General features: G+C 60.8%; 13 protein-coding genes and 2 pseudogenes. 10 read left to right on the top strand and 5 right to left on the bottom strand.

Features of this window, described 5'->3' with window-relative positions; genetic code table 11:
• Positions 1–108 (top strand): annotated as a pseudogene (locus FNJ47_RS17060) (IS5/IS1182 family transposase); the annotation flags it as partial.
• Positions 109–571: 463 nt separating this feature from the next.
• Here the strand turns inward: FNJ47_RS17060 and FNJ47_RS17065 are convergent.
• Positions 572–775 (bottom strand): cold shock domain-containing protein, encoded by a 204-nt coding sequence (locus FNJ47_RS17065; RefSeq protein WP_163155056.1) that lies wholly within the window; start codon positions 773–775, stop codon positions 572–574.
• Between the two features lie 2,094 nt (positions 776–2,869).
• Between FNJ47_RS17065 and FNJ47_RS17070 the strand changes: the two genes are divergently transcribed.
• The 3 genes from FNJ47_RS17070 to FNJ47_RS17080 all read left to right on the top strand — a co-directional run bounded on the left by FNJ47_RS17070 (position 2,870) and on the right by FNJ47_RS17080 (position 4,819).
• Complete coding sequence (locus FNJ47_RS17070; protein WP_163155058.1) at positions 2,870–3,331, top strand: aldose epimerase family protein; 462 nt, start codon at positions 2,870–2,872, stop codon at positions 3,329–3,331.
• A complete protein-coding gene (locus tag FNJ47_RS17075; protein ID WP_163155060.1) occupies positions 3,328–3,684 on the top strand; it encodes a hypothetical protein in 357 nt (118 codons plus the stop codon). Before FNJ47_RS17070 ends, FNJ47_RS17075 begins: the two co-directional genes overlap by 4 nt.
• Positions 3,685–4,216: 532 nt before the next feature.
• Positions 4,217–4,819 carry a CarD family transcriptional regulator gene (locus tag FNJ47_RS17080; protein WP_163155061.1) on the top strand — a complete coding sequence of 201 codons (603 nt, stop codon included), beginning with the start codon at positions 4,217–4,219 and terminating at the stop codon, positions 4,817–4,819.
• A gap of 2,158 nt (positions 4,820–6,977) precedes the next feature.
• On the opposite strand, the gene FNJ47_RS17085 is transcribed toward FNJ47_RS17080, so the two are convergent.
• Positions 6,978–7,220 carry a hypothetical protein gene (locus tag FNJ47_RS17085; protein WP_163155063.1) on the bottom strand — a complete coding sequence of 81 codons (243 nt, stop codon included), beginning with the start codon at positions 7,218–7,220 and terminating at the stop codon, positions 6,978–6,980.
• Positions 7,221–9,089: 1,869 nt separating this feature from the next.
• Here FNJ47_RS17085 and FNJ47_RS54710 point away from each other — a divergent pair.
• The 3 genes and pseudogenes from FNJ47_RS54710 to FNJ47_RS17095 form a co-directional block, all read left to right on the top strand.
• Positions 9,090–9,278, top strand: a pseudogene (locus FNJ47_RS54710) (SAM domain-containing protein); the annotation flags it as partial.
• Between the two features lie 15 nt (positions 9,279–9,293).
• Positions 9,294–12,332, top strand: a complete 3,039-nt coding sequence (locus FNJ47_RS17090) for an adenylate/guanylate cyclase domain-containing protein (protein ID WP_347341677.1) — start codon at positions 9,294–9,296, stop codon at positions 12,330–12,332.
• A gap of 382 nt (positions 12,333–12,714) precedes the next feature.
• On the top strand, positions 12,715–13,095 hold the full coding sequence (locus FNJ47_RS17095) for a hypothetical protein (protein WP_163155067.1): 381 nt from the start codon (positions 12,715–12,717) through the stop codon (positions 13,093–13,095).
• 453 nt (positions 13,096–13,548) lie between these two features.
• On the opposite strand, the gene FNJ47_RS17100 is transcribed toward FNJ47_RS17095, so the two are convergent.
• Both FNJ47_RS17100 and nagA read right to left on the bottom strand, forming a co-directional pair.
• Positions 13,549–14,751, bottom strand: a complete 1,203-nt coding sequence (locus FNJ47_RS17100) for an aspartate kinase (RefSeq protein ID WP_163155069.1) — start codon at positions 14,749–14,751, stop codon at positions 13,549–13,551.
• Positions 14,752–15,933 carry an N-acetylglucosamine-6-phosphate deacetylase gene (gene nagA / locus FNJ47_RS17105; protein ID WP_163155071.1) on the bottom strand — a complete coding sequence of 394 codons (1,182 nt, stop codon included), beginning with the start codon at positions 15,931–15,933 and terminating at the stop codon, positions 14,752–14,754.
• A 122-nt stretch (positions 15,934–16,055) separates the two neighbouring features.
• Between nagA and FNJ47_RS17110 the strand changes: the two genes are divergently transcribed.
• Genes FNJ47_RS17110 through FNJ47_RS17120 form a run of 3 tightly spaced genes read left to right on the top strand, consistent with a single transcriptional unit; the run spans position 16,056 to position 18,953 of the window.
• Complete coding sequence (locus FNJ47_RS17110) at positions 16,056–16,979, top strand: glucosamine kinase nucleotide-binding domain-containing protein (protein ID WP_163155073.1); 924 nt, start codon at positions 16,056–16,058, stop codon at positions 16,977–16,979.
• A 19-nt stretch (positions 16,980–16,998) separates the two neighbouring features.
• A complete protein-coding gene (locus FNJ47_RS17115; RefSeq protein ID WP_163155110.1) occupies positions 16,999–17,943 on the top strand; it encodes an N-acetylmuramic acid 6-phosphate etherase in 945 nt (314 codons plus the stop codon).
• Between the two features lie 11 nt (positions 17,944–17,954).
• Positions 17,955–18,953, top strand: a complete 999-nt coding sequence (locus FNJ47_RS17120) for an SIS domain-containing protein (RefSeq protein WP_163155075.1) — start codon at positions 17,955–17,957, stop codon at positions 18,951–18,953.
• A gap of 331 nt (positions 18,954–19,284) precedes the next feature.
• Here the strand turns inward: FNJ47_RS17120 and FNJ47_RS17125 are convergent, their stop codons facing one another.
• The gene (locus tag FNJ47_RS17125; RefSeq protein ID WP_163155077.1) at positions 19,285–19,863 is read right to left on the bottom strand and encodes a site-specific integrase; all 579 of its coding nucleotides are present in this window, start codon (positions 19,861–19,863) and stop codon (positions 19,285–19,287) included.
• Positions 19,864–19,871 lie beyond the last annotated feature (8 nt).

A 19,871-nucleotide genomic window follows, 5' to 3' on the forward strand; every position in this document is an offset into this window, starting at 1 on the left:
TTCTCAAAGCTCAAGCAGTTCCGACGTGTCGCAACCCGCTTCGAAAAAACGGCCCGGAATTACCGGGCCGTCGTCACTCTCGCTGCCATTGTTCTATGGATGCGCTAGTGTCCACACCACCTAGCGCATAGTCTGAGCTTCCGACGCAAGAAGTCGGTCAAGCCGGGCTTTCCCAGCGCGCTGGCACGAGCATGAAAAAAGACGGCCCCAGGAGCGCGGTACATGCCGGGAGTTACCTGTAGAACGCCCGGCAGCCAGAAGGCAGCGGGCGGTAACTGTCGCTCCATGTTGCAGTCTGTGTATCCAAATATTTCCAGCTGACGCCAGTCTTACGGGGCCGCCCGAAAGAGCCCGGTGGGGGTCTTTGCCAATCGCCTCGCCCTCTTGGCGAACGAAATTACTGTGCGAGCAGGCGATGATCACGTCGGCATAGGTCGTGCAGTTTGGATGTGGCTGGGGATTTCAGTGTCCCAGTTCAGGAAGGAAACGCCGCCGGGCATGCATTTGTGAGACCGGCGGCGTCTTTTCCTGGGACAGATATTCGCAACGCTCCGGACGCGCTGACGCGACGTCAGCCTAGCCTGAGGTTTTCGGCTGACGTCTTGCCGCGGTTTTCCCGCTCTTCGTAGCTGACCTTTGCACCCTCGTTGAGGCTGCTCAGCCCGGCTTTCTCAACTGCCGAAATATGCACAAAGACATCCTTGCCGCCATTGTCCGGCTGGATGAAACCATAGCCCTTCGTTGGGTTGAACCACTTCACTGTACCAATCGCCACTGGATAAATCTCCGTTAAGGAATGCCGGCAACCTAGTTCGACATCGCTACAACTCGCAAGGCGAAACGCACGTCACTGCGTTTCCTTTTTCGGTTTGGGATGACGTTAGTTTCCGCAACTATGAAGCCCCACTAATGAGAACGCGCCGACATCGCGCGCTAAGGCCGCCCCCCGGCGTCCCGTTCGACACATCTGCCATTTATGCACGACGATGGCCCGGGCAGCTCCCATTACATCAAAGGTTCCAATAGCTTAGCCTTATTCTCGGCAAATTTCGGCCGGAGGGTGCGGTTTTTCGGAAGCTCTTCGGTTCGTTGCGTTGGTCAGGAGCCATTTAATGTGGATCCGCATTTTAGTAGTTGGAATAGTTGGCTTGGTCGGGGCGGGTGCGGTTGCAGCACTTGGGAGATCCGCGCCGACACCGCTCGTTGAGTATCCTGTCACTGAGAGCGTCGGGAAGACCGATAGGCTGTCGCTCATTCCCGAGCACGATACAGCCGTCAATGCGGCCGTTCCCGAGGCACCGACGCCACCGATCGCGTTGGTAGCGCCGCCGCCTGTAGCGCAGACGATATCCGCCGCGGAGCCCGTTCCTGTCGTCGCTGCCCCGGGGCCCCCTCCTATCGTCGCTCGACACCGGCATGAAGCGACCGCCCCGATCCCAAAAAAGAAAAAGCGTCTCGCCAGTAGCAAACAAGATCAAGCCGTCCACGAAGAAAAGCCGATGCCGATCCGCACTGTCGACTGCAACGGAAACGGATTGGATAGTGTCTTGCGGTCGATGCGGCTAAAGCCGGGTTGCTTGTGAGCTGAAGTGCGAACGGTTGGCGTGGCGCAAATCTCGCAACAACTATGCAGCCACAAATGAGAGAACGACCCCGGCGCCGCGCGCCGAGGCCGCCATTGATAACTCCCGGCCGGGGTTGGGGGTATTTCAGCCAGGAGCCGAGGAACACTACTTCCAGAGCCACCGCTTGTTCCCGGCAATACAACGCCATTAGGGATTACTCCCGGCCTGGATTGCCGGAAACCGATAGCTGTTCTCGAAACCAACTCGGCTGACTGACGTAGCTGCCGAGTTGGCCATCGCTTCTCCTGGGGCAAAAGGGGTTACGGGCGGCCCCACTCCCGGGTTTCACCGCGCCCCTTCAGTGGGTTCTGTACGAAGAGTGGTCCCAGCAACCAAAGCCCAAATCGAAAACGGCCTCAGCATGGGGTGCTGAGGCCGTCATTTCGTTCTGCTGGGTGCGCGGGCGCCAGTGAGCAAGCCGCCTCTGTTCAGCAGACCGCGCCGGTACATCCGCGGCTAGCTGAAGTCGTACCTGACGTCTCCACGTGCCTGCTAGGAACCTGACGGGGTACTCCACCGGCCATCCGAAATCGTTACCTAATCAGCAAGCAGATCGGTGCAGGCTTCTCCGAGGGACGGGGCCGGCTTCTGAACATCTCGCGGTCACCGTTTCGGAGGAGCTGGCGGCGCTAAGCGAAGGCGCGCCAGCTCCTCTTTTTCCCTGTCTGTGTGCCGCGGGCTACAGCCGTCTCGTTACGGTCCCGGCTAGATTATCGGCACTGGGAATTCAGGGCCCAGCGCTGGAAAAACATGACGCCGCCGGGACAAACCATTTCGGGCCCGGCGGCGTACTTTTGCGATCTGTCAGTTTACCGTCCCGAGGGAGAAGTGACCGTTGCGGTCACACAGCCGTTAACACCTAGGGCGACGTAGCTCGCCGTGAGCGGATCGCGCTCTATTTCCGCGGCTATTCCGACCTGATCAGAACACTCCGCCGACGCGACTCAGGATTGGGCTCTGCACGCGCATCCCGCGATGATGGAGCGATCCTATGGCAGTCGAACACTGCAGATATGGCCACGAGTTGACCTTAGAGAACACGCAGCTGATTTTCTCGATCAAGGGCAACTATCAGTATCGCCGGTGCCGAACGTGCTTAGACCTCACCGACGACGACGTTGCGCGGATCGAACAGCACTTCGTTCGAGATGGTGGATCGATCCGGACGTTGGTTCTGACAGCCCCCAAGATGATTTTCGTTCAAGGAGCGCGAGAAGTATCAGCCAGCGTGTTGGAGCCGAATCATGGCGGTCCGCGACGCGAATGCAAAAATGAACAAGGCCAATGCGGCTCGTGCTCTGAAGGCTAAGCAGACACACTGCAAGCAAGGGCATCCGCTCTCCGGTGACAACCTTCGTATAGAGAGGGATTCAAAAACTGGCGCACCGCGGCGCGCGTGCCGCGCCTGCCGAAATGCATCCTATCAGCGGGGAAGTTACAAATATACGGCCGAGCAGGTCGAGACCGCAACCGACTGCATCATGAACAAGGGAATGACGATCGCCGAGGTGACGCAACGCCGAGGTGATCGTGCTCGGATCATTAAATTTGAGGCGCTGGCGATTGCCTTGAGCAAAGATCCGGCTCTCAACAACGTGGTAAGACAGCTTCTACACTCAATGCCGACGCGAAACTGCGGGCATGGAAAGGAACGTGGAAGTCAAAATCTGCTGGTTACATGCCAGCATCAGAAGTTGCTGCGGTGATCACGGCACACCCCGAATGGACTGCACGGCGCGTCGCCGAGGAGACCGGCCGCGAGTTGCCCTACGTTCACTCATTGGCCTGGAGCAAGGGTCTCAAGACCGCGCCTATGCGCGCCAGCAGGCCAAAGCTGATTACGCGGCCGAAGATCTTGAGCCGCGGGCCGACCCTGACGGGCATCATTGCCGCCCAACCGCACGAGATCTTCACTGCGATTGACCAGATCGTGCCCCGCGGCCTCGACTACGACAGGCGCAAGGAAGTCGTGAGCGAGATGATCCTCGCTGTGCTGGAGGGTGAATTGAACCTAGCGGATGCCAAGGCTGCTTACCCGCGCTTCCTCAGCTCCAGCTAGCAGGAAGCACAAGACAGCGGTCAATCGCTCACCACAACTAGGACAGCACCGACCTCATAAAAGCACCGGCGCCCCTACCGCCGCTGGCGTTGGAGTTGCGTAAGCGTGTAGTGTGCACCGCTGCGTACAGAGAGCTTCTCCAAACTGGCCAGCGCTAGACAATGCGCCATTGGTCTATGCGGAACTCGCCAAACCGGCCCGAGCTAAAGATCAACGCTCAATGCGACGTCGGTCACATCGCGCAAAAGTTCCCTGGGTATCTTCTTCGCACCGCGTTTACCAGTCACTTGCCTGCAGGCATGGCAACTGCTGGATTTGTACGCTGCGAACTCGTTGCCAAGAAGTCACGCCATCGAACCGAATGGATATAGCTGGCGCCATTATCGTGGCGGCGCTCGCGCTCGCAGCTTATTGGTGAGGGATAGATAGGGCGGCATTTTTTTGAGCCCCGCCGTTTGTTTCTAATGCGTTCATTGATCAGAGCTCGAATTGGCAAGAAACCAATTTCAGATATCATGGAGCATGTCGCGAAATGAATTTTGATTATCAGCCTAGCGCTAATCATTCAGCCCACACGCAATCAGCTACGCCCCCTGCCGGTCAAGCGGATGGAAGCCAGAACAACAAGACGCGCTTTGGATTCAAGGCGACTGACCTGATCGTCTACCCTGCGCACGGTGTCGGTCAAATCGTTGCGATCGAAGAGCAGACTGTAGCCGGCGCCTGCCTCGAGTTCTTCGTCGTCTATTTCGAGAAGAGCAAGATGACACTACGCGTTCCGACGAGTAGAGCGGCCAAAACCGGAATGCGTCGGTTGTCCGACCCCAGCACCATCCAGCACGCACGACGAATCCTGGGTCAACCACCTCATAAGCCGCGGGGCAATTGGTCCCGGATTGCTCAAGAGTACGAAAGCAAGATCAATTCGGGTGATATTGTTGCAATTGCCGAAGTGATGCGCGATCTCCACAGGCGCGCTGCCAGCCCAGACCAGAGCTACGCCGAACGGCAGCTCTACACGACGGCCGTTGATCGCTTGTCCGAAGAAGTAGCTCTTGTTAGCGGCATGACCGAACAAGAAGCGGCGAGAGAGCTTGAAAATGTGATAGCCACCGAAGTCAGGCGCAGCGCCTAGTTGAGGCTTCTCGAACGAGTCGCAGCTTTGCATCCATTGACAATGGCAGCGCCGCGGGTCAGACGGCGCGGCCGAAATTTTCTGTAGTAAGCCGCGGCAGCTTGAAAGCGGCCCCGGCTCAAGTCAGGCGGCGCGCTGAAATGCACATCAACCGCAAACTGAGAGATAGACTCAAGCTGGTATGAGCGCGCTGGACAGCAAGTTAGCGGAAATTCCACAATGCAGATGAAGGGCGACCGCCCCCGAGAACGCCGCGCGAAGGATGGCGGCCTCGGCCTTACACTCCGAAGGAATGCCTCATCTGAGATGCCATACGCTGGACGGCATCGGTGTATTGACCGTGGTTGGAATGCTGGTCGACGACGTAAAGGGCCAAAAGGATGCCGACAGCGAGCAATAAGCCTTTCATGAAATGACGCTCCTTTAAGGTCTGGGCGGCTCCGGATGTCGTGACGATTCCTGGGTTCTAGTTGGCGCTTCGGTCCGCGTCGGCTCCGGCAATCGGCTTGCCTCCACCGGTCTATTGTCGCGTACCATCTAACCCGCCAGTCGAGCGTATCCGCGCCGCAGCGCGGGCATGAGTCATTCCCATGGCGGGTCTTGATCCATCGATAACGAGGATCGCAGGGCGGCTTTAAAAAGTTCTTTATCGGCTTATCCGGAGAACTCCGGGGTCGAATGGAGAGGCCCCCCCGGCAACCGGTAGGGGGGCGAGTGGAAGGGCCGCCAATTGAGCCGCCCCTTACGCTAGCTCAACGCCGAGTGTTCAATTCCTCTTCCACTTCTTGCGAAGCCGCGAGGGCTGCTTTGCTGGCAGCCAGAACCCGATAACTGTGCTCCATCCGCTCTAAACGTGTCGTCGGCGGTCTCTTTGGCCCGACGGCAGTGTTAAGCCCTCTCGAGATAATCCTCCGCACTCATCACCGGAAAATTCATCAGCGTCCCGAGCGTTCCAGAGCGCCAGGAGGGACGCCGCCCCTAGCGGGCCGCCCCGAGGTTCACAACGTCGGTCCAGCTATGCCGGTGTCGGACTTAGCGTTCACTATTGAACAAAGCTGCCCTCGCGTCATAGCAAGCATCGCCGGCCAAGGCTCAGCCCGGCGTCGGTGGCTGAGAGACTCCCGCCTGCATAAGCGAGGAGCGCGGCATGGCCGATCGCATCATAAATCGATCTACTGTTCTCAGCGGCATCGTTGACGAGGCCATGGCGGTTTCAGCGCGATCTATCACGTCCGTTCCTATGCGCGGTCGGTCGGGTGCGGGTTCAGGCCGCACAAAGAAAACGGCCCCAGCATCCGGATCATGCTGGAGCCGAGTTGGATCGCTGACCGCTGTCACCGAGTAGCAGCAGCCATCGTTTGAGGGCTGAAAAAATACGAAATGAAAATCGCCTGCCCTGGAGCGTGACTATCGCGCCGGCCGCTCGCTCCAAAAATAACCCGTGTGAATCTGCTCCCAGATTTTCCAAATACGTTCGTGGAGGAGCCGGAATTTTGTTCCTCGCGCCGGAACCATACCGCCTGCCCCGGCATAAATTGTCGTTTTTTACCCCTGCGGCGGAGGACCCGTAGGCATCCCGTGACCAAATCGGTTTTGGATAATCGACGCGTCGAGGAGTTGCTGCGTGCGATGCGCGTTCTGTTCTTCGAAATCTCGCGTCTCATCGCGTGCTAACGAAACCCCTTTAATTTCAGGCTTTCCCGCTGATTCGATAGTACACGGATCGTACACGCCCGCTTTCGCATTTGTTCTGCTGTGCGATGGACGAACGGCCCTGGCGCGGTCGGCGCGCCAGGGCCGCATTCCAACTCCCGCAGTCGGGGGCTGTGACACGAGAGCAATAGACGACTTCCGGCGTTGCCACTTGTTCCTGGACAGTGGTGCCGATGACCTCCCCAAAACCACCCGAGCACAAAGAATACGTCTGTCCGATTTGCGGTGAGGTCGTGCTTACAGTTTCCAGCCCGTGGATTCAGTTCGTAGCCCGCTCGATATCTGACCTTACCTGCCCCAATGGGCATCGGTTAAAGATCACGGCCGACGGCAAGGCCGCAGTCCCCGCCAAATAACCTCCGCGTCTGGCACAGACCCTGCAATTTCGGCTGTACGGGAATTTCAGCGTCCCCAATTTATCGGGCGCAGTCGTTTTAGGCCGGCGTCATTGGAGCGGTAGAGAAAACGTCGGCAGCGACTCATTGCCCTGCTCGCAACCCGTTCGACCCTTGGGCGGCAGAGTCGGTGAGGCATCTGCGGCAGTCCCGCTCATGAAATGGGTCAGATTGACGCCCGATGACCACTCGGCATAACCAACGACCGCAAAGGCAGCCGCTGCCGCGATGACAATACTGAGCACTGAAGTGGCGGCTGTTGCCGACAAGCTTTGGCTGCTGAAAAACGGCATCACGATTCTCCGACACCGAGAGCTGCCACCCGCCTCTCCGTTAGATCAACTCGCGATGATCGAGTGTGAACGGCCTCACATTTCACGCGCACTTGACTGTCATTGGCCTGTGGTGCTGGCCGTGCAGCACGCTTGCGGCTGGCGGCGTCTGTCCCTGGGACTGGCGGGCACTTAGGATCTATTGGGCAGGTTGTACGTTATGGCGCAGCACCGGGGCAGGCCAAGACCGGAGGTCGGGTCATGTCTACCGTCCCTCTGGACATTGAAAGAAAATGCGAACAGCGGTGGGCAGCCAGGCGTAAGGCGCCGGTTCTAGCAGGAGCACCTGAAAGGCACGGGCCCGAAAGCCCGAATGAACAGCCCGCCGGACTCATAAGGGCTGAGCAAGAAGCGGCTGATTTGAACCCTCAGCCCGCGCAGTGAGCGTGGGACCGAATATTGCGAAAGGCCCGCCGGGCGTGAACCGGCGGGCTCGCTCCCCGCTACAGTTCGTCAGCCTGCTCACAGATTCTCCGCCGAAGGGATCGGCGCCGAGCACCGACCGACGGAAATCCGCCCCTCACGAGTAACGATCCTAGATTGCGGTCCGAGAATGAGGATCACGTAAGCTGTGGCTGTCTGAGCCAGAGGGGATCGATCTCTTGCAAGCCGACGCACCGACTTTCCGAGTTGGCGACAAAGTGCGCCTCAGTCAGCTCGGCGCCGACCGGATCAGGAAGGCTCCTTTCCAAGACGGGACGCGTGGTGGGCGCCGGCAAGGCGAGCAAGCTGGCATTCCCGGTGTTGTTTGACGGAATGAAGTCTCCGGTTAGCCTGCATCAAAGTTACCTCGAGTTGGACGACGCATAGTCATGGCGCGCTGTCAGCCAAACTGACGATTGACCCATCATTGGTAATCGCCGTCCGACCGATTTCTAGCGGCCCTCACTCCGCGCGCGATCACCGAGCCGTGCCCTGGCGTCGCAAACCCCGCTCAATTCATCCGCTACCGGTACAGCCCCGTCGATCACAACGCCGCCTTCAAGACAGTGCTGGTCTTTTGCGACGGCTGCCAGCATCACAACGGCCGGCTCAAACTGGCCCGAACCCAGTCCATAGTGGTCATTGTGGAGAACCGCGGTCGCGCCACGATCCGGCCCGCGCGCGGCCATGATGGCGGACCACGGTCGGTACACTAGCGCGAGGCCCACGTGGTCTCGGCCAAGCCCCCAGGCTACCCCAGGCCGAGGCCACGCCCTCTTCGGGGATGAAGGACGCGGAACTGGAGAAAGCGATTTATGGCGGCCAACAAAGGCGTCCCTGCCAACGCTCGACCGCGGCAGCGATTTGTCCAAATATCTATTCGGGCAACGGAGGCGGCCTGACAGGCGGTGAGCGCCTTCCGCGCAGTCAGGAGCGAGGCTTCTTGCTCCCCAATTGAATATCGCTCGGCAAAAGGACGGGACGGGACCGGGGCGCCATCGCGCACGGGAGATCGTGAGGATTTCCGTAAAACCACGGGATTTCGCCCGTGCCCCCGACGCTGAGCGTTTGGTTTCGCGCTGTGTCCGCCCGGCACCTAAACTGCAGGCATGCTGAAGCGAGGGCTGTTCGGGATTCCGCTGGATGTGGCTCGCCAGCAGGCGGCAGACATCCAGGCCTGCGGTCCCCACCCGCCATGTTAAAATCGACACTGTGAAGAATTCCGGCAAAGACAGCCGGTTTTGCGGTGTCGAAGTCACGTAATCGCAGTTCAAGAACGTCTTCTTCCGTTCGAGCCGATGATTTCGCCGCATCTGATCAAGAGCCTCCCGTGAGCCGGTCGGCCAAAGTGGCGGATGCATTGAGATGGCGGATCGTTTATGAAAACGGTGAGGCGCTGCAGACCGTATGCCCAAGCCGAACGGACCGAACGCGGGTTTTGTCGAGGGATGGCTGGAACAGCTAGGGCTGTCTGGCTACCTACAGGCGTTCCTCGACAACGACATAGACGCTGGCGATTTGGCGCATCTGACCTCGACCGATCTTGTCGAACTCGGCGTCACGTCAGTCGGCCATCGCCGCCGGCTGCTCGATGCGATCGCAAGGCTTGCCGTGGACGTGCAGCGGCCCGAGCCGAAAGAGAAGCCCGCCCCTCGCGCGCCTGCGCCGCGGCCGCTTTCCAAAGCTGAGCGGCGGCAGGTCACGACCATGTTCTGCGACCTCGTCGGCTACACCAGAATTTCCTCCGATTTCGACGCCGAGATCGTGCTGGAGCTCCTCACCAGTTACAAAGATGCTTGCGCCACGCTAATCGAGCGCTATGGCGGATACGTGCTGCGCTATGTCGGGGACGGCGTGCTCGCGACCTACGGATATCCGCGCGCGCGCGAGGACGACGCGGCACGCGCGGTCGCGACCGGGCTGATGCTCGCCGAAGAGATCGGCAAGCTGGTCACACCAAGCGGAGAACAACTTCAGGTACGGATCGGCATCGCCACCGGACCGGTCGTGGTCGGCGACCTGGTCGGCCATGCCGCCATCGAGCGGGACTCGCTGGTTGGCGAAGCCCCCAACCTTGCCGCGCGGCTGCAAGGCCAAGCCGGGGCCGGCGAGGTGCTCATCGCGGAAACGACTGCAAAAATCATCGGCGGACAATTCCGTCTGGAGAATCTCGGCATGCGAAGCCTGAAGGGTTTCGAGGCGCCAGTCACGGCCTATCGTGTGATCGGGGAACAGCGGGGAGCGACCCGCTTCGACGCAGTGCACGGCGCGGTCAGCTTGCCCATGATCAGTCGCGAGCACGAGATCTCCCGACTGGTCGACCGTGCCGCCGCGGCCCTGCTCGGCCAGGGCCAGATCGTCGTGATCACCGGCGAGGCCGGCATTGGAAAGTCGCGCCTGATTGAGGAGATGCACCGCAGGCTCGAGATCAGACCGGAACACCGTGTGGTGTTGCAATGTTCACCGATCCACACCAACCGCCCGTTCCACCCGATCACCCACTATCTCGACTACATGACGGGCGTGGAGGCGCCAGATGCTGATGTGCGCCAGCTCGACAAGCTCGACGCAATGCTGCGCGGGCTCGGCCAAGCGAGCCCCGAACGGCTGGCGCTAATCGCCGAACTGTTGCGGCCCGAGAGCAGCGACCGAAGGCTATTGCTGCGGCTTGCGCCCACAGAAATCAGGGCACGCACCATCGCGGCGCTGCTCGACATAGTCGAGGCGATCTCGCGCGAGAGCCCAATCATCGTCATCGAGGACGTGCATTGGGCGGATCCCTCGACCAACGAATGGTTGGAGCAGCTGGCCGGAATGATCCACAACCTTCCGATATTGCTGGTCGCGACTATGCGCCCGGAGGAGATGCCGCAATGGGCGCGACGTTCTGGCGCGAGCATTCTTCGGCTGACACGGCTACAGCCCGACGAGATCAGACGGCTCGTCAATACCATCGCCGCCGAGCGCAAGATGCCGATCAGTATGATCGAAGCGATCGTGGTGCGCTCGGACGGCATTCCGATCTTTGCTGAGGAATTGGCCCGCAGCCTGCAGGCGATGGGGGACGCCTCTCCCGGCGCGACGGATGCGACCGCGATCCCGGTGACCCTGAACGAAATCCTGCTGGCGCGGCTCGACCTGCTCGAAAATGGCCGTGAGACGGCGCAGCTTGCGGCCGCTATCGGGCGCGACATCCCGCTCGATTTGATGATAGCGGTATCGCCGTTCGGCGAGGCCGCTATGCGGGAGAGCATCGAGGGACTGGTCGAAAGCGGTATCTTCGTCACGCGTCCCAGTGGCTTTGGTGATGTCGTCGATTTCCGCCACGCGCTGCTGCGCGACGCCGCCTATCACCTGCTGCTGCGGCGCGACCGGTTGCTCGTCCACAAGCTGATTGCCAACACCATCGAGGCGCGATTTCCCGCAATCGTCGACAGCATGCCGCACATGCTGGCGCACCAGTTCGCGGAAGCCGGGGACCATTCCGCCGCCATCATCTATCTGGAAAGGGCAGGACGTGACGCCGCGCGTCGCTCGGCGGCGGTCGAGGCGGTCGCACATTTCACTGCAGCGCTGGAGCAGACCTCACGCCTGCCACCGGGAGGCGAACGTGACGTCCGAGAATTCGACTTGCGGCTTGCCATTCTGGGGCCACTGATCGCAGCACGTGGCTATGGCGCGGGCGAGGTCGAGGGGCAGATCGCGCATGCTGTCGCGCTTTCGGCTCGCATCGGCGGCGGCGAACGCATCGTTCCGGCGCTGTTCCTGAACTGGATCGCCCGCTTCAACGAGACCGATGTTCGGTTCGAAGTGGCCCGCCAGATCGTGCAAGTGGCGGCGCATGGCAGCCCCCTGGACAAACTGATCGCGCATCGCTGCATGGGCACGACTTTGCTGTTTCGTGGCGAGTTTGTCGCGGCGATCGCTCAGTTCGAGCTATTCCAGAAATTGTTCGTTCCTGTACGACACAACGAGGCGCTGAACAAGGTCGGCGCCACCGTCCATGCCGTCACTGTCAAGGTTGGGCTTGCCGAAGCCTGGACTATGCTCGGCGACATCGAACGAGCCGGCATCTGGCGCAAGGCTGCGCTGGACGATGCCAACGCGAGCGGCCACTACCAGACGATCTGCCATACCACCGCTTTCGCAGGCGGCCTGCTCGCCGCCTTGATGGAAGATGTCAACGATCTTGCCTTCCATGCCGCGCGGTTGCGGGACCTCACGCTGCAGCACGACCTGCCCTACTGGCGGCCCCACGCCGATCTGCTTGCAGGCATGGCTGACATTCATCGGGGATTTGTCGAAAAGGGTTTCCGTCTGGCGCAACACGGCATGGAACGTATGGCCGCCGAGCGCTTGCCCTCGCTGTCTGCGTGGTGCGTGGTGTTTGCCGGCGGTTGCGTCAGGGCACACCGCCCCGAGGAAGGGCTCGCGACACTGGCAGGTATCGCCGAGGAGATCGATACCGGCGAGCGCTGGACAGCCGGCGAGTTTCACCGGTTACGGGGCCTATTACGACTGCAATCCGGCGATAGCCCGGGTGGCCTTGAGGACCTCGCGGAAGCGCAGCGGATCGCCACTCAGCAAGGTTCGGCGCTGGTCGAGTGCCGCGTCAAGGCTGATCGCGAGCGGGTGGCCAAAGCGAGCTGAACCTTTACCGCAACTGGTGCACCGCGTCCTTGGCGGCGCGGGGTTGCTGAGTAGCGGATCGAGGAGCTAAGGGAAACGCTGCTGCACGTCGAGCCCGAACTTCCGTCGCGCTCCATCGACCTGCCCTGCCCTTGATCGCGGCATCAGCACGGTGAACGCTCCTGCGGAGACAATGGCTGGTCATTCGAAGTGCTGGCTTGCCGGAACGCCGGCTTGTATCGTCAGGCCTTCATGGTCGGCTATCCCGGATTCGGCGGGACACGCTGATGAGCGTGGCCAGGGAGCCCTCCCGACGTGGGCGTTTGGACCAGGTAATTCAGCAACCAAAACGAACGTGAGGTGTTTTAGAATCGGGCGACTTTCTAAAGGCTGGGAGAGTCCGATGCTTAGGAAAATCCTAATCTCACTGATCGCAGTTATCGCCGTGGCGTTTGCACCGACTGCTGCCTCTGCGCGCGGAGGCTTCGGCGGCGGTGGCTTTCATGGCGGCGGCTTTCATGGCGGATTTGGTGGCGGCGGCTGGCGCGGCGGTGGTTGGCGCGGAGGCGGGTTTGGAGCGGCCGCTGTTGGACTTGGGGTAGGTCTCGGCTTGGCGGGTGCCTACGCTGCCTACGGTTACCCCTACGGATACGGCTACCCGTATGGGTATGGTTACGACTACGGCTATGGCTACGGTTACCCGTATGGCTACGGCTACCCGTACAGAGCCAGTTATGGCTATTGCCTCGCAACAGCCAGCCAGCAGGCATATACTTGCTATTAATAGCTATTAATGGCGAGCCAGCGGCTCATCCTGCTTGAGCGTTGAGACAATCACGACCAGCCGATTGGGGGAGCCGTGGTGCTTTGCCCGGCAAATGTGGAGGGTAAAATGGCCCTGCACTTCAGCCAGGTCGGGACTGGCGATTTGGAGATGTGGATCGCAAGCAGCGACGACTACTCATTCGTCATCAGCAACGAGAGCCGGAGTGGACCCGGGTTGCATGGAGAGCCGGGCTTTGTTGCGTCATATCGCCCCCGAAAGCACCCAGCGTTCGACAATCCGTCCGACTGCCCTGAGATGGGTCATTCCTTGAAATTGCTTGTGCGTGGCGCAAATATTGAGGAGAGCGGTCACCATCTACATCATAAGCAAACGCCTCATCCACTTCTCCGAATATTCCGCTCGATTGGAGACCAAGCCGTGAGCGGAAGCTATGCCTCCCGCTTCTCGAAGCTATGTTTGCTGGACCAGCGAATGCAACGCCTTAACCGAGTCCTCCCGGCTCTCAAGAGGGACAAACAGACTGATCGAATGTGGCGACAACACGTATTTGTCGGGGACAATCCCATGATGTTCGAGAACCTGCAATGCCCTGAACGGCAACTCCGACGAAACGGCGCCGAAGCACGTGAGACTAACCGAGCTCGAAGCCTCGCGCTGCTTGCGCAAATCCTCGCTTCGCTCCAACGTGCGCAACAACGCGTCGAGCCACTCTGAATCACTTGCCACGGTCATGCTGGTTTTGCCCGCAGTAAAGCCCGAGGCGAGGAGCTGCGGCCAGGACAGGCTGTTTTGCTTGAGGTGCTGCGCAAATTTCTCAAAACCGTGGTTGAGATCTTTGGAATCTATTTCGACATGCTCAATGCGAACCATTGAGTTGACGGCCAGAACCTTACCGTTTTCCATCCCTGCAACCTCCTTCATCACTTCCGTGCCGTGTCCAACGCCACCCCACCGCTTGAGAACCAACGGCACATCCTGACTTTGTGCCAGCTCTACGCTGCGAAAATGCAGGATCTTTGCACCCCAGAAGCACATTTCGGATAAGGATGCGAAGTCCACTCGCCGCAGGGCCTTTGCATCCGGCACGATGCGCGGATCGGCCGAGCAAATGCCGTCAACCTCTTTGATGATTTCACAGCACTCAGCTTTCAGCGCCGCCGCCATCGCAACGGCCGTGGTGTCGCTGCCGCCCCGGCCGAGCGTGGTGATTTCCCTGGTCGCCGGGTCCACGCCCTGAAATCCTGCCAACACCACAACGCGCCCACGGTCGAGTTCTTCACGCACTCGAATGGGCCGCACGTCCAGAATGCGTGCCGAAGAATGAGAGCCGTCGGTCATCACGCCGGCCTGACTGCCGGTAAAGCTGATCGCGGACACGCCGAGATCGGAAAGCGCCATGCTCATCAGGGACATGCTGATGCGCTCACCGGTCGTCAGCAACATGTCGAGTTCACGGCGATTGGGAGCCGGGCTTACTTGATATGCCATCCGGATCAATTGATCGGTGGTCGTACCCATTGCAGAGACGATCGCCACGACGCGATGACCACGGCCATGCAGGTCGGCGAGACTGCGCGCAACGGCGCGAATTTTCGCCGGTGTTTCAAGACAGACACCGCCATATTTCTGCACGATGATTGGATGGTTGCGCATCTAACCTCGGTGAGAAGCCATGCTCGCCCCGCCCATCGAACCGACACCGCCTATCCATGTGCCGATGACTTCAAAGTTCGGACTGAAGGCGACAAGGTCCGCGCGGTATCCGGGCGCGATCCGTCCAAGCTCGGACTCAAGACCCAGAAATGTCGCGGGCGTCCGGGAGGCCATGATGAGGGCGTCGATAAGGGGGATTCCGACGAGCGCAACAGCGTTACGCACCGCCTCGATCATGGTCAGGTGAGCGCCCGCGAGCGTGCCATCCAGGCCAGTCAGGCGATTTTCTTGCAATGTAATCGGCCTTCCCTGCAGCAAGAATTGCCGATCGTCCGTGCCCACCAATGGCATGGCATCGGTGACCAGCATCAATCGATCGCGTCCCTTGCAGCGGAAGGCAACACGCAAACCAGCGCGGTCAACGTGAATGCCGTCGCAGATGATGCCTGCAAACAGCCGGTCATCCTCAAGCGCGGCGCCCACCAAGCCCGGCTCCCGGGCGTTCAGCTGCGACATGGCGTTGAACAGATGGGTCACCCCCAAGATACCACGATCGACCGCCGGCCGGATTTCGGCTGCGGTGGCGTCGCTGTGGCCGGCAGAGATACGCAATCCGGCGCCGATTAATTCATCGATCATGTACGCGGGCAAGCATTCCGGTGCCAAGGTCACAACGGAGCGGCCGCGGCCCCCGAAACTTTTGATGGTGGCGAGATCGCGCCGATCGGGCACGCGTATCTCGGCTTCCGGATGAATACCCTTGCGGGACCTGTTGAGGGCAGGACCTTCCAGATGAAAGCCAAGCACGCCAGGAATTTTGAGGCACGCCTGAGCTGCTTCGGCCAATCGCTCGATGACCTCGCGTCGATCGGTGATGAGGGTTGGCAAGCAGCCCGTGGTTCCCGCCTTGCCGTGCGCCGCGACGATACGATGAACGCCGGCCTTCGTTGGCTGGTCGTTGAGAAGAACGCCCCCGCCTCCGTTCACCTGAATGTCGATGAATCCGGGTGCAAGGATCGCGTCGGCGGGAAGGTGGATTGAGGCCCGCGCCTCCTCACCGAAGGTGATGCTGTCAATCTGCCCCTGCGAAATCCTGACCACCCCCGGCCCGCGCATGTCGGCACCATCAAAGATCTGCTGCGCGGCAACCGAGAGAAAGACGGAAGACCCAGCTTGGCCCATCAGTTGCTGATCCGAGAATAGCGGTCACGGACTCGTGAGGCGCGTCCCGCGCCTGTACAGGACCTATATATACACAACCCGCTTCGGGGGGACCCGGAGCTAAATTCTTGCGTTAACTTTCGATGGGAACAAAAGGTACCACGTATCTCGGTATTGATGGCGGTGGAACCCGCTGCCGCGCCCGGATCGAGGACGAGGGCGGCAGGCTGCTCGGCGAAGCAAGCTCGGGACCTGCCACGACGCGGATTGGCGTCGAAAAAGCCTGGCGTTCCATTATGGAGGCCACTGAAGCAGCGGCCGCACCGTCCGGATTGTCGCATGAGGATCTCGCGCGGATGCACGCCGGAATTGGCCTCACCGGTCTTGGTCGCCGGGGCGCGAAAGCGGCGCTCAACGAGATCGCGCGTCCCTTTGCGTCCGTTATCTTCATCAGCGACGGTCTGGCGGCCTGTCTCGGCGCCCATAGCGGCGCGGACGGGGCCATCGTGGTGGCCGGCACAGGCTCGGTGGGTGTCGGCCTGATCGACGGGCGCGAAATCCGTCTCGCCGGTTACGGCTTTCCCGTGTCGGACGAAGGCAGCGGGGCCGACATCGGCCTGCAGGTTGTTCGACTGGCGCTGCTGGCCGCGGATCGCCGCGGCGAACTCACCCCGCTGCTTTCAGAGGTGCTGGGCGCCTTTGACCATGATCCTTATCAGGCTGTCGCCTGGTCTGAAGAAGCTAAGGCCACGGACTACGCTGCATTCGCGCCGATTGTGATACGGCACGCCAATCAGGGCGACCCAGCCGGCCGTCGCATAGTCGAACGCGCGGCCGATGCCATTGGTGATCTGCTCGATCTGTTCCTGGCGAGAGGAATTGACCGGCTCGCGCTGGTGGGCGGGCTCGCCGACGCCATTACGCCCTGGCTAACACCTGATCTGCGCGTCCGCCTGAGGCGCCCTGACGCCGACGCAGTGGCCGGTGCGCGGCTTGTGGCGCGAGGGCGGCTGGACCTTCTCAAGAGAGAAACTGACCATGAACAGGCTTCAAAGTTCCGCGTTTGACGGCGCTTGGATCAACAATATGACTACGGAAGAAATCGATCTCCGATTTGCCGACCTTGATGCATGGCCACTGAAGTCAGCGATGGAAGCGATGTGGGAGGGCCAGCTTGCGGCAGTCGCCGCGATCGGCCATGCCCTTCCCGCGATCACTGCGGCCGCCGAAGCGGCCAAGGTGGCGCTGGGCGATCGCGGTCGCATTGTATATGTCGGCGCCGGCACCTCAGGCCGGGTGGCGGTCCAGGACGGCGCTGAGCTGACGCCGACTTTTGCCTGGCCCAGCGAGCGTGTCCGCTTCGTCGTCGCCGGCGGAGACAGCGCATTCGTCACCAGCATCGAAGGCGCGGAGGACGATGTCGGTGATGCGGTCGCGCAGATCAATGCCGCGCGGCTTACGCCGCACGACGTGGTGATTGCCGTTGCCGCCAGCGGCACCACACAATTCACAGTTGCGGCGCTGCAGCAGGCAGGCTCTTTCGGTGCAGTGACGATCGGTATTGCCAACAATCCCGGCACCACACTGCTGGCGTCGGCAAAGTTTCCGATCTTGGTCGAGACCGGCCGCGAGCTGATCGCCGGTTCCACGCGGATGAAGGCGGGTACCGCTCAGAAGGTTGTGCTTAACCTGATCTCCTCAGGGATCATGCTGCGCCTTGGCCGGGTATATCGCGGCATGATGGTGAACATGCCGCCGACGAATGCCAAGCTGAAGCGGCGCGCCGAGGCCATGGTCGAACAAATCGCGCACTGTGATCCGTCGCACGCGGCACACTCGCTTGAGCTGGCCAACGGAGACATCAAGACGGCAGTCCTTCTGGCGTTGGGTCTCGATAGGGTCGATGCGGAGACCGTTCTGAAGAGCTGCGACGGCAACCTTCGGCGTGTCTTTGCCGAGCTCGCCAAGACTCGTGACCGGCATCCCAAGGGAACGGCGGAGCGCAGGCGGGGTGGAGCGATTGAGCCGTGACGACATCCGCTATGGCAAGCGAAATCGGGGAAGGCGCGGATGTTGTAGCCAACATTGTTCGCAGCCGTCCTGCCACGCGCGATATCGCACAGCGGATTGGGATTGGATCCGCCCCATTGTGCGTCGTGTGTGGCCGGGGAAGCTCTGGACGTGCCGGGGTTTTCTTAAGGTACCTTGTCGAGACGCGGCTTCGCCTTCCTGTTTCAGCGAGCGCTCCGTCGGTGATCACGGCATTTCGCACACCCTTGATGCTGCGCGATGCGCTGTTCATTGTGATTTCGCAATCGGGGCGCAGCCCGGATCTTGTCGCCGCGACGAGGTCGGCGCGCGCCTCGGGCGCCCGGACCATCGCCATCGTCAATGCGATGTCGTCGCCATTGACTGACGAAGCGGAGTTCGTCATTCCGATCGAAGCCGGCCAGGAGCATTCCATAGCGGCGACGAAGACCGTGATTGGCTCGATGGCCGCCAGTGTGGGACTTGTAGCCGAGCTGGCGGAAGATCATGCGCTGCGGTCAGCCCTCGACAGGCTGCCTGAGCGGCTGCACCGCGCGCTGGCGCTCGACTGGTCCGAGATTGCCAATGATCTCGCCAAGGCGTCAGCTGTTTTTGTGGCGGCTCGAGGCCTGGCCCTCGGCTCGGCGGGCGAGATCGCGCTCAAATTTTCGGAAATCCTGCGCCTGCCCTCCATCGGCGTGAGCGCCGCCGAGCTGCAGCATGGGCCACGTGCCGCGCTATCGTCGCGCACGCCGGTTGTCATGATGCGCCTCATGGATGAGACGGCGGCCAGTGTGGACGCATTGGCGGAAGAATTGCGTGAACAAAAGATCGCGGTTCATATCTGCGGCGGACCGCATGGCTCGTTGGCCTGGCTGACTGAGGATGACCCCGCCACAGACCCGGTCGCCATGCTCGTTCCGGCGTATCGGATGATCGAGCAGACGGCTCGCGCCTGCGGATTTGACCCGGATCGTCCCCCTCGCCTGCGCAAGATTACCGAGACGTTTTGACAGCTGACTGATCGGTGGCCGGCTCGGCGCGGGGTTCACCCCGACACCCGACTATGCTGTGGGTTTATGGCGCGCTCGGAGGGCGGTCGTGTTTACCGTAATTTCAAAGGCTGATCGAAGCAGTCGAAATGGTCGAGTGCATTTTCGACGGCTGGGGTGCTTTTGGGCACGCCACCATACCGAGCTAGCACGGCCTGACCACTCATTCACTGAGCAGCGGATTTCTACTCCGCAGGTTGCAGGTTCGAATCCTGCCGGGATCGCCACTACTTTGTTCTTCTCTCGCATTCTCAATGACTTCCTTCGATGTTAGCCACTCAAACCTAAAGCGTTAGCCACTCCCTGTTCCTGCGCTGTTCGCAAGCTTCGTCATTGCCGCTTCCGCAGCGCGCTCCTGATCGACTGCGTCGAGATATTCCTGCACCTGCGCGAGCGAGCTATGGCCTGACACAGCCATGAGTTCGACACCCGTTGCACCGGCATGAGCTAAAGCGAGCAGCGCAGCCTTCCCGAGTCCATGCGCGCGATAACTCCGCACCTTGCCATCATCGCATTTGACGGCCTTGAGGCCCGCGGCGCGGCACCAGTCGGCAAACTTGTTTCCGAACGCAGCTGCGGAAGCGAATGGCCTGCCGTAGTCGTTGACCAGAAATGTCACCACGCCTTCGGCGCGCGTTCCCTGCGGTATGGCGTCAATCGCCGCCTGCAATTCCGGTCGGATCTTGATCGATAAAAGTTTGCCCGTGCTCCGGAGGGTCTTGTGTGGGCGCCATACCAGCTTGTTGCCGGCCTTGACGTGCAGTTCTCCTATCTCGTGCGCGTCGTAGCGGCGCGCGGCGATATTAAGCAGCAACTCAACAGCAAGACGGGCAACGGTGCCGAGCGTCCAGCGTTCTCGATATTGTGCCAATTGCGGCT

It is taken from the genome of Bradyrhizobium uaiense, assembly GCF_010811875.1.
In the GTDB taxonomy this organism is placed as follows: Bacteria; Pseudomonadota; Alphaproteobacteria; order Rhizobiales; family Xanthobacteraceae; genus Bradyrhizobium; species Bradyrhizobium uaiense.

What these genes read in the sequence shown, in the direction of transcription:
- FNJ47_RS17085 (WP_163155063.1), bottom strand. Translation starts at nt 7,220, where the DNA reads ATGCCGTTTTTCAGCAGCCAAAGCTTGTCGGCAACAGCCGCCACTTCA.
- FNJ47_RS17115 (WP_163155110.1), top strand. Translation starts at nt 16,999, where the DNA reads ATGACTACGGAAGAAATCGATCTCCGATTTGCCGACCTTGATGCATGG.
- nagA (WP_163155071.1), bottom strand. Translation starts at nt 15,933, where the DNA reads ATGGGCCAAGCTGGGTCTTCCGTCTTTCTCTCGGTTGCCGCGCAGCAG.
- FNJ47_RS17110 (WP_163155073.1), top strand. Translation starts at nt 16,056, where the DNA reads ATGGGAACAAAAGGTACCACGTATCTCGGTATTGATGGCGGTGGAACC.
- FNJ47_RS17100 (WP_163155069.1), bottom strand. Translation starts at nt 14,751, where the DNA reads ATGCGCAACCATCCAATCATCGTGCAGAAATATGGCGGTGTCTGTCTT.
- FNJ47_RS17120 (WP_163155075.1), top strand. Translation starts at nt 17,955, where the DNA reads ATGGCAAGCGAAATCGGGGAAGGCGCGGATGTTGTAGCCAACATTGTT.
- FNJ47_RS17095 (WP_163155067.1), top strand. Translation starts at nt 12,715, where the DNA reads ATGCTTAGGAAAATCCTAATCTCACTGATCGCAGTTATCGCCGTGGCG.
- FNJ47_RS17070 (WP_163155058.1), top strand. Translation starts at nt 2,870, where the DNA reads ATGGCGGTCCGCGACGCGAATGCAAAAATGAACAAGGCCAATGCGGCT.
- FNJ47_RS17080 (WP_163155061.1), top strand. Translation starts at nt 4,217, where the DNA reads ATGAATTTTGATTATCAGCCTAGCGCTAATCATTCAGCCCACACGCAA.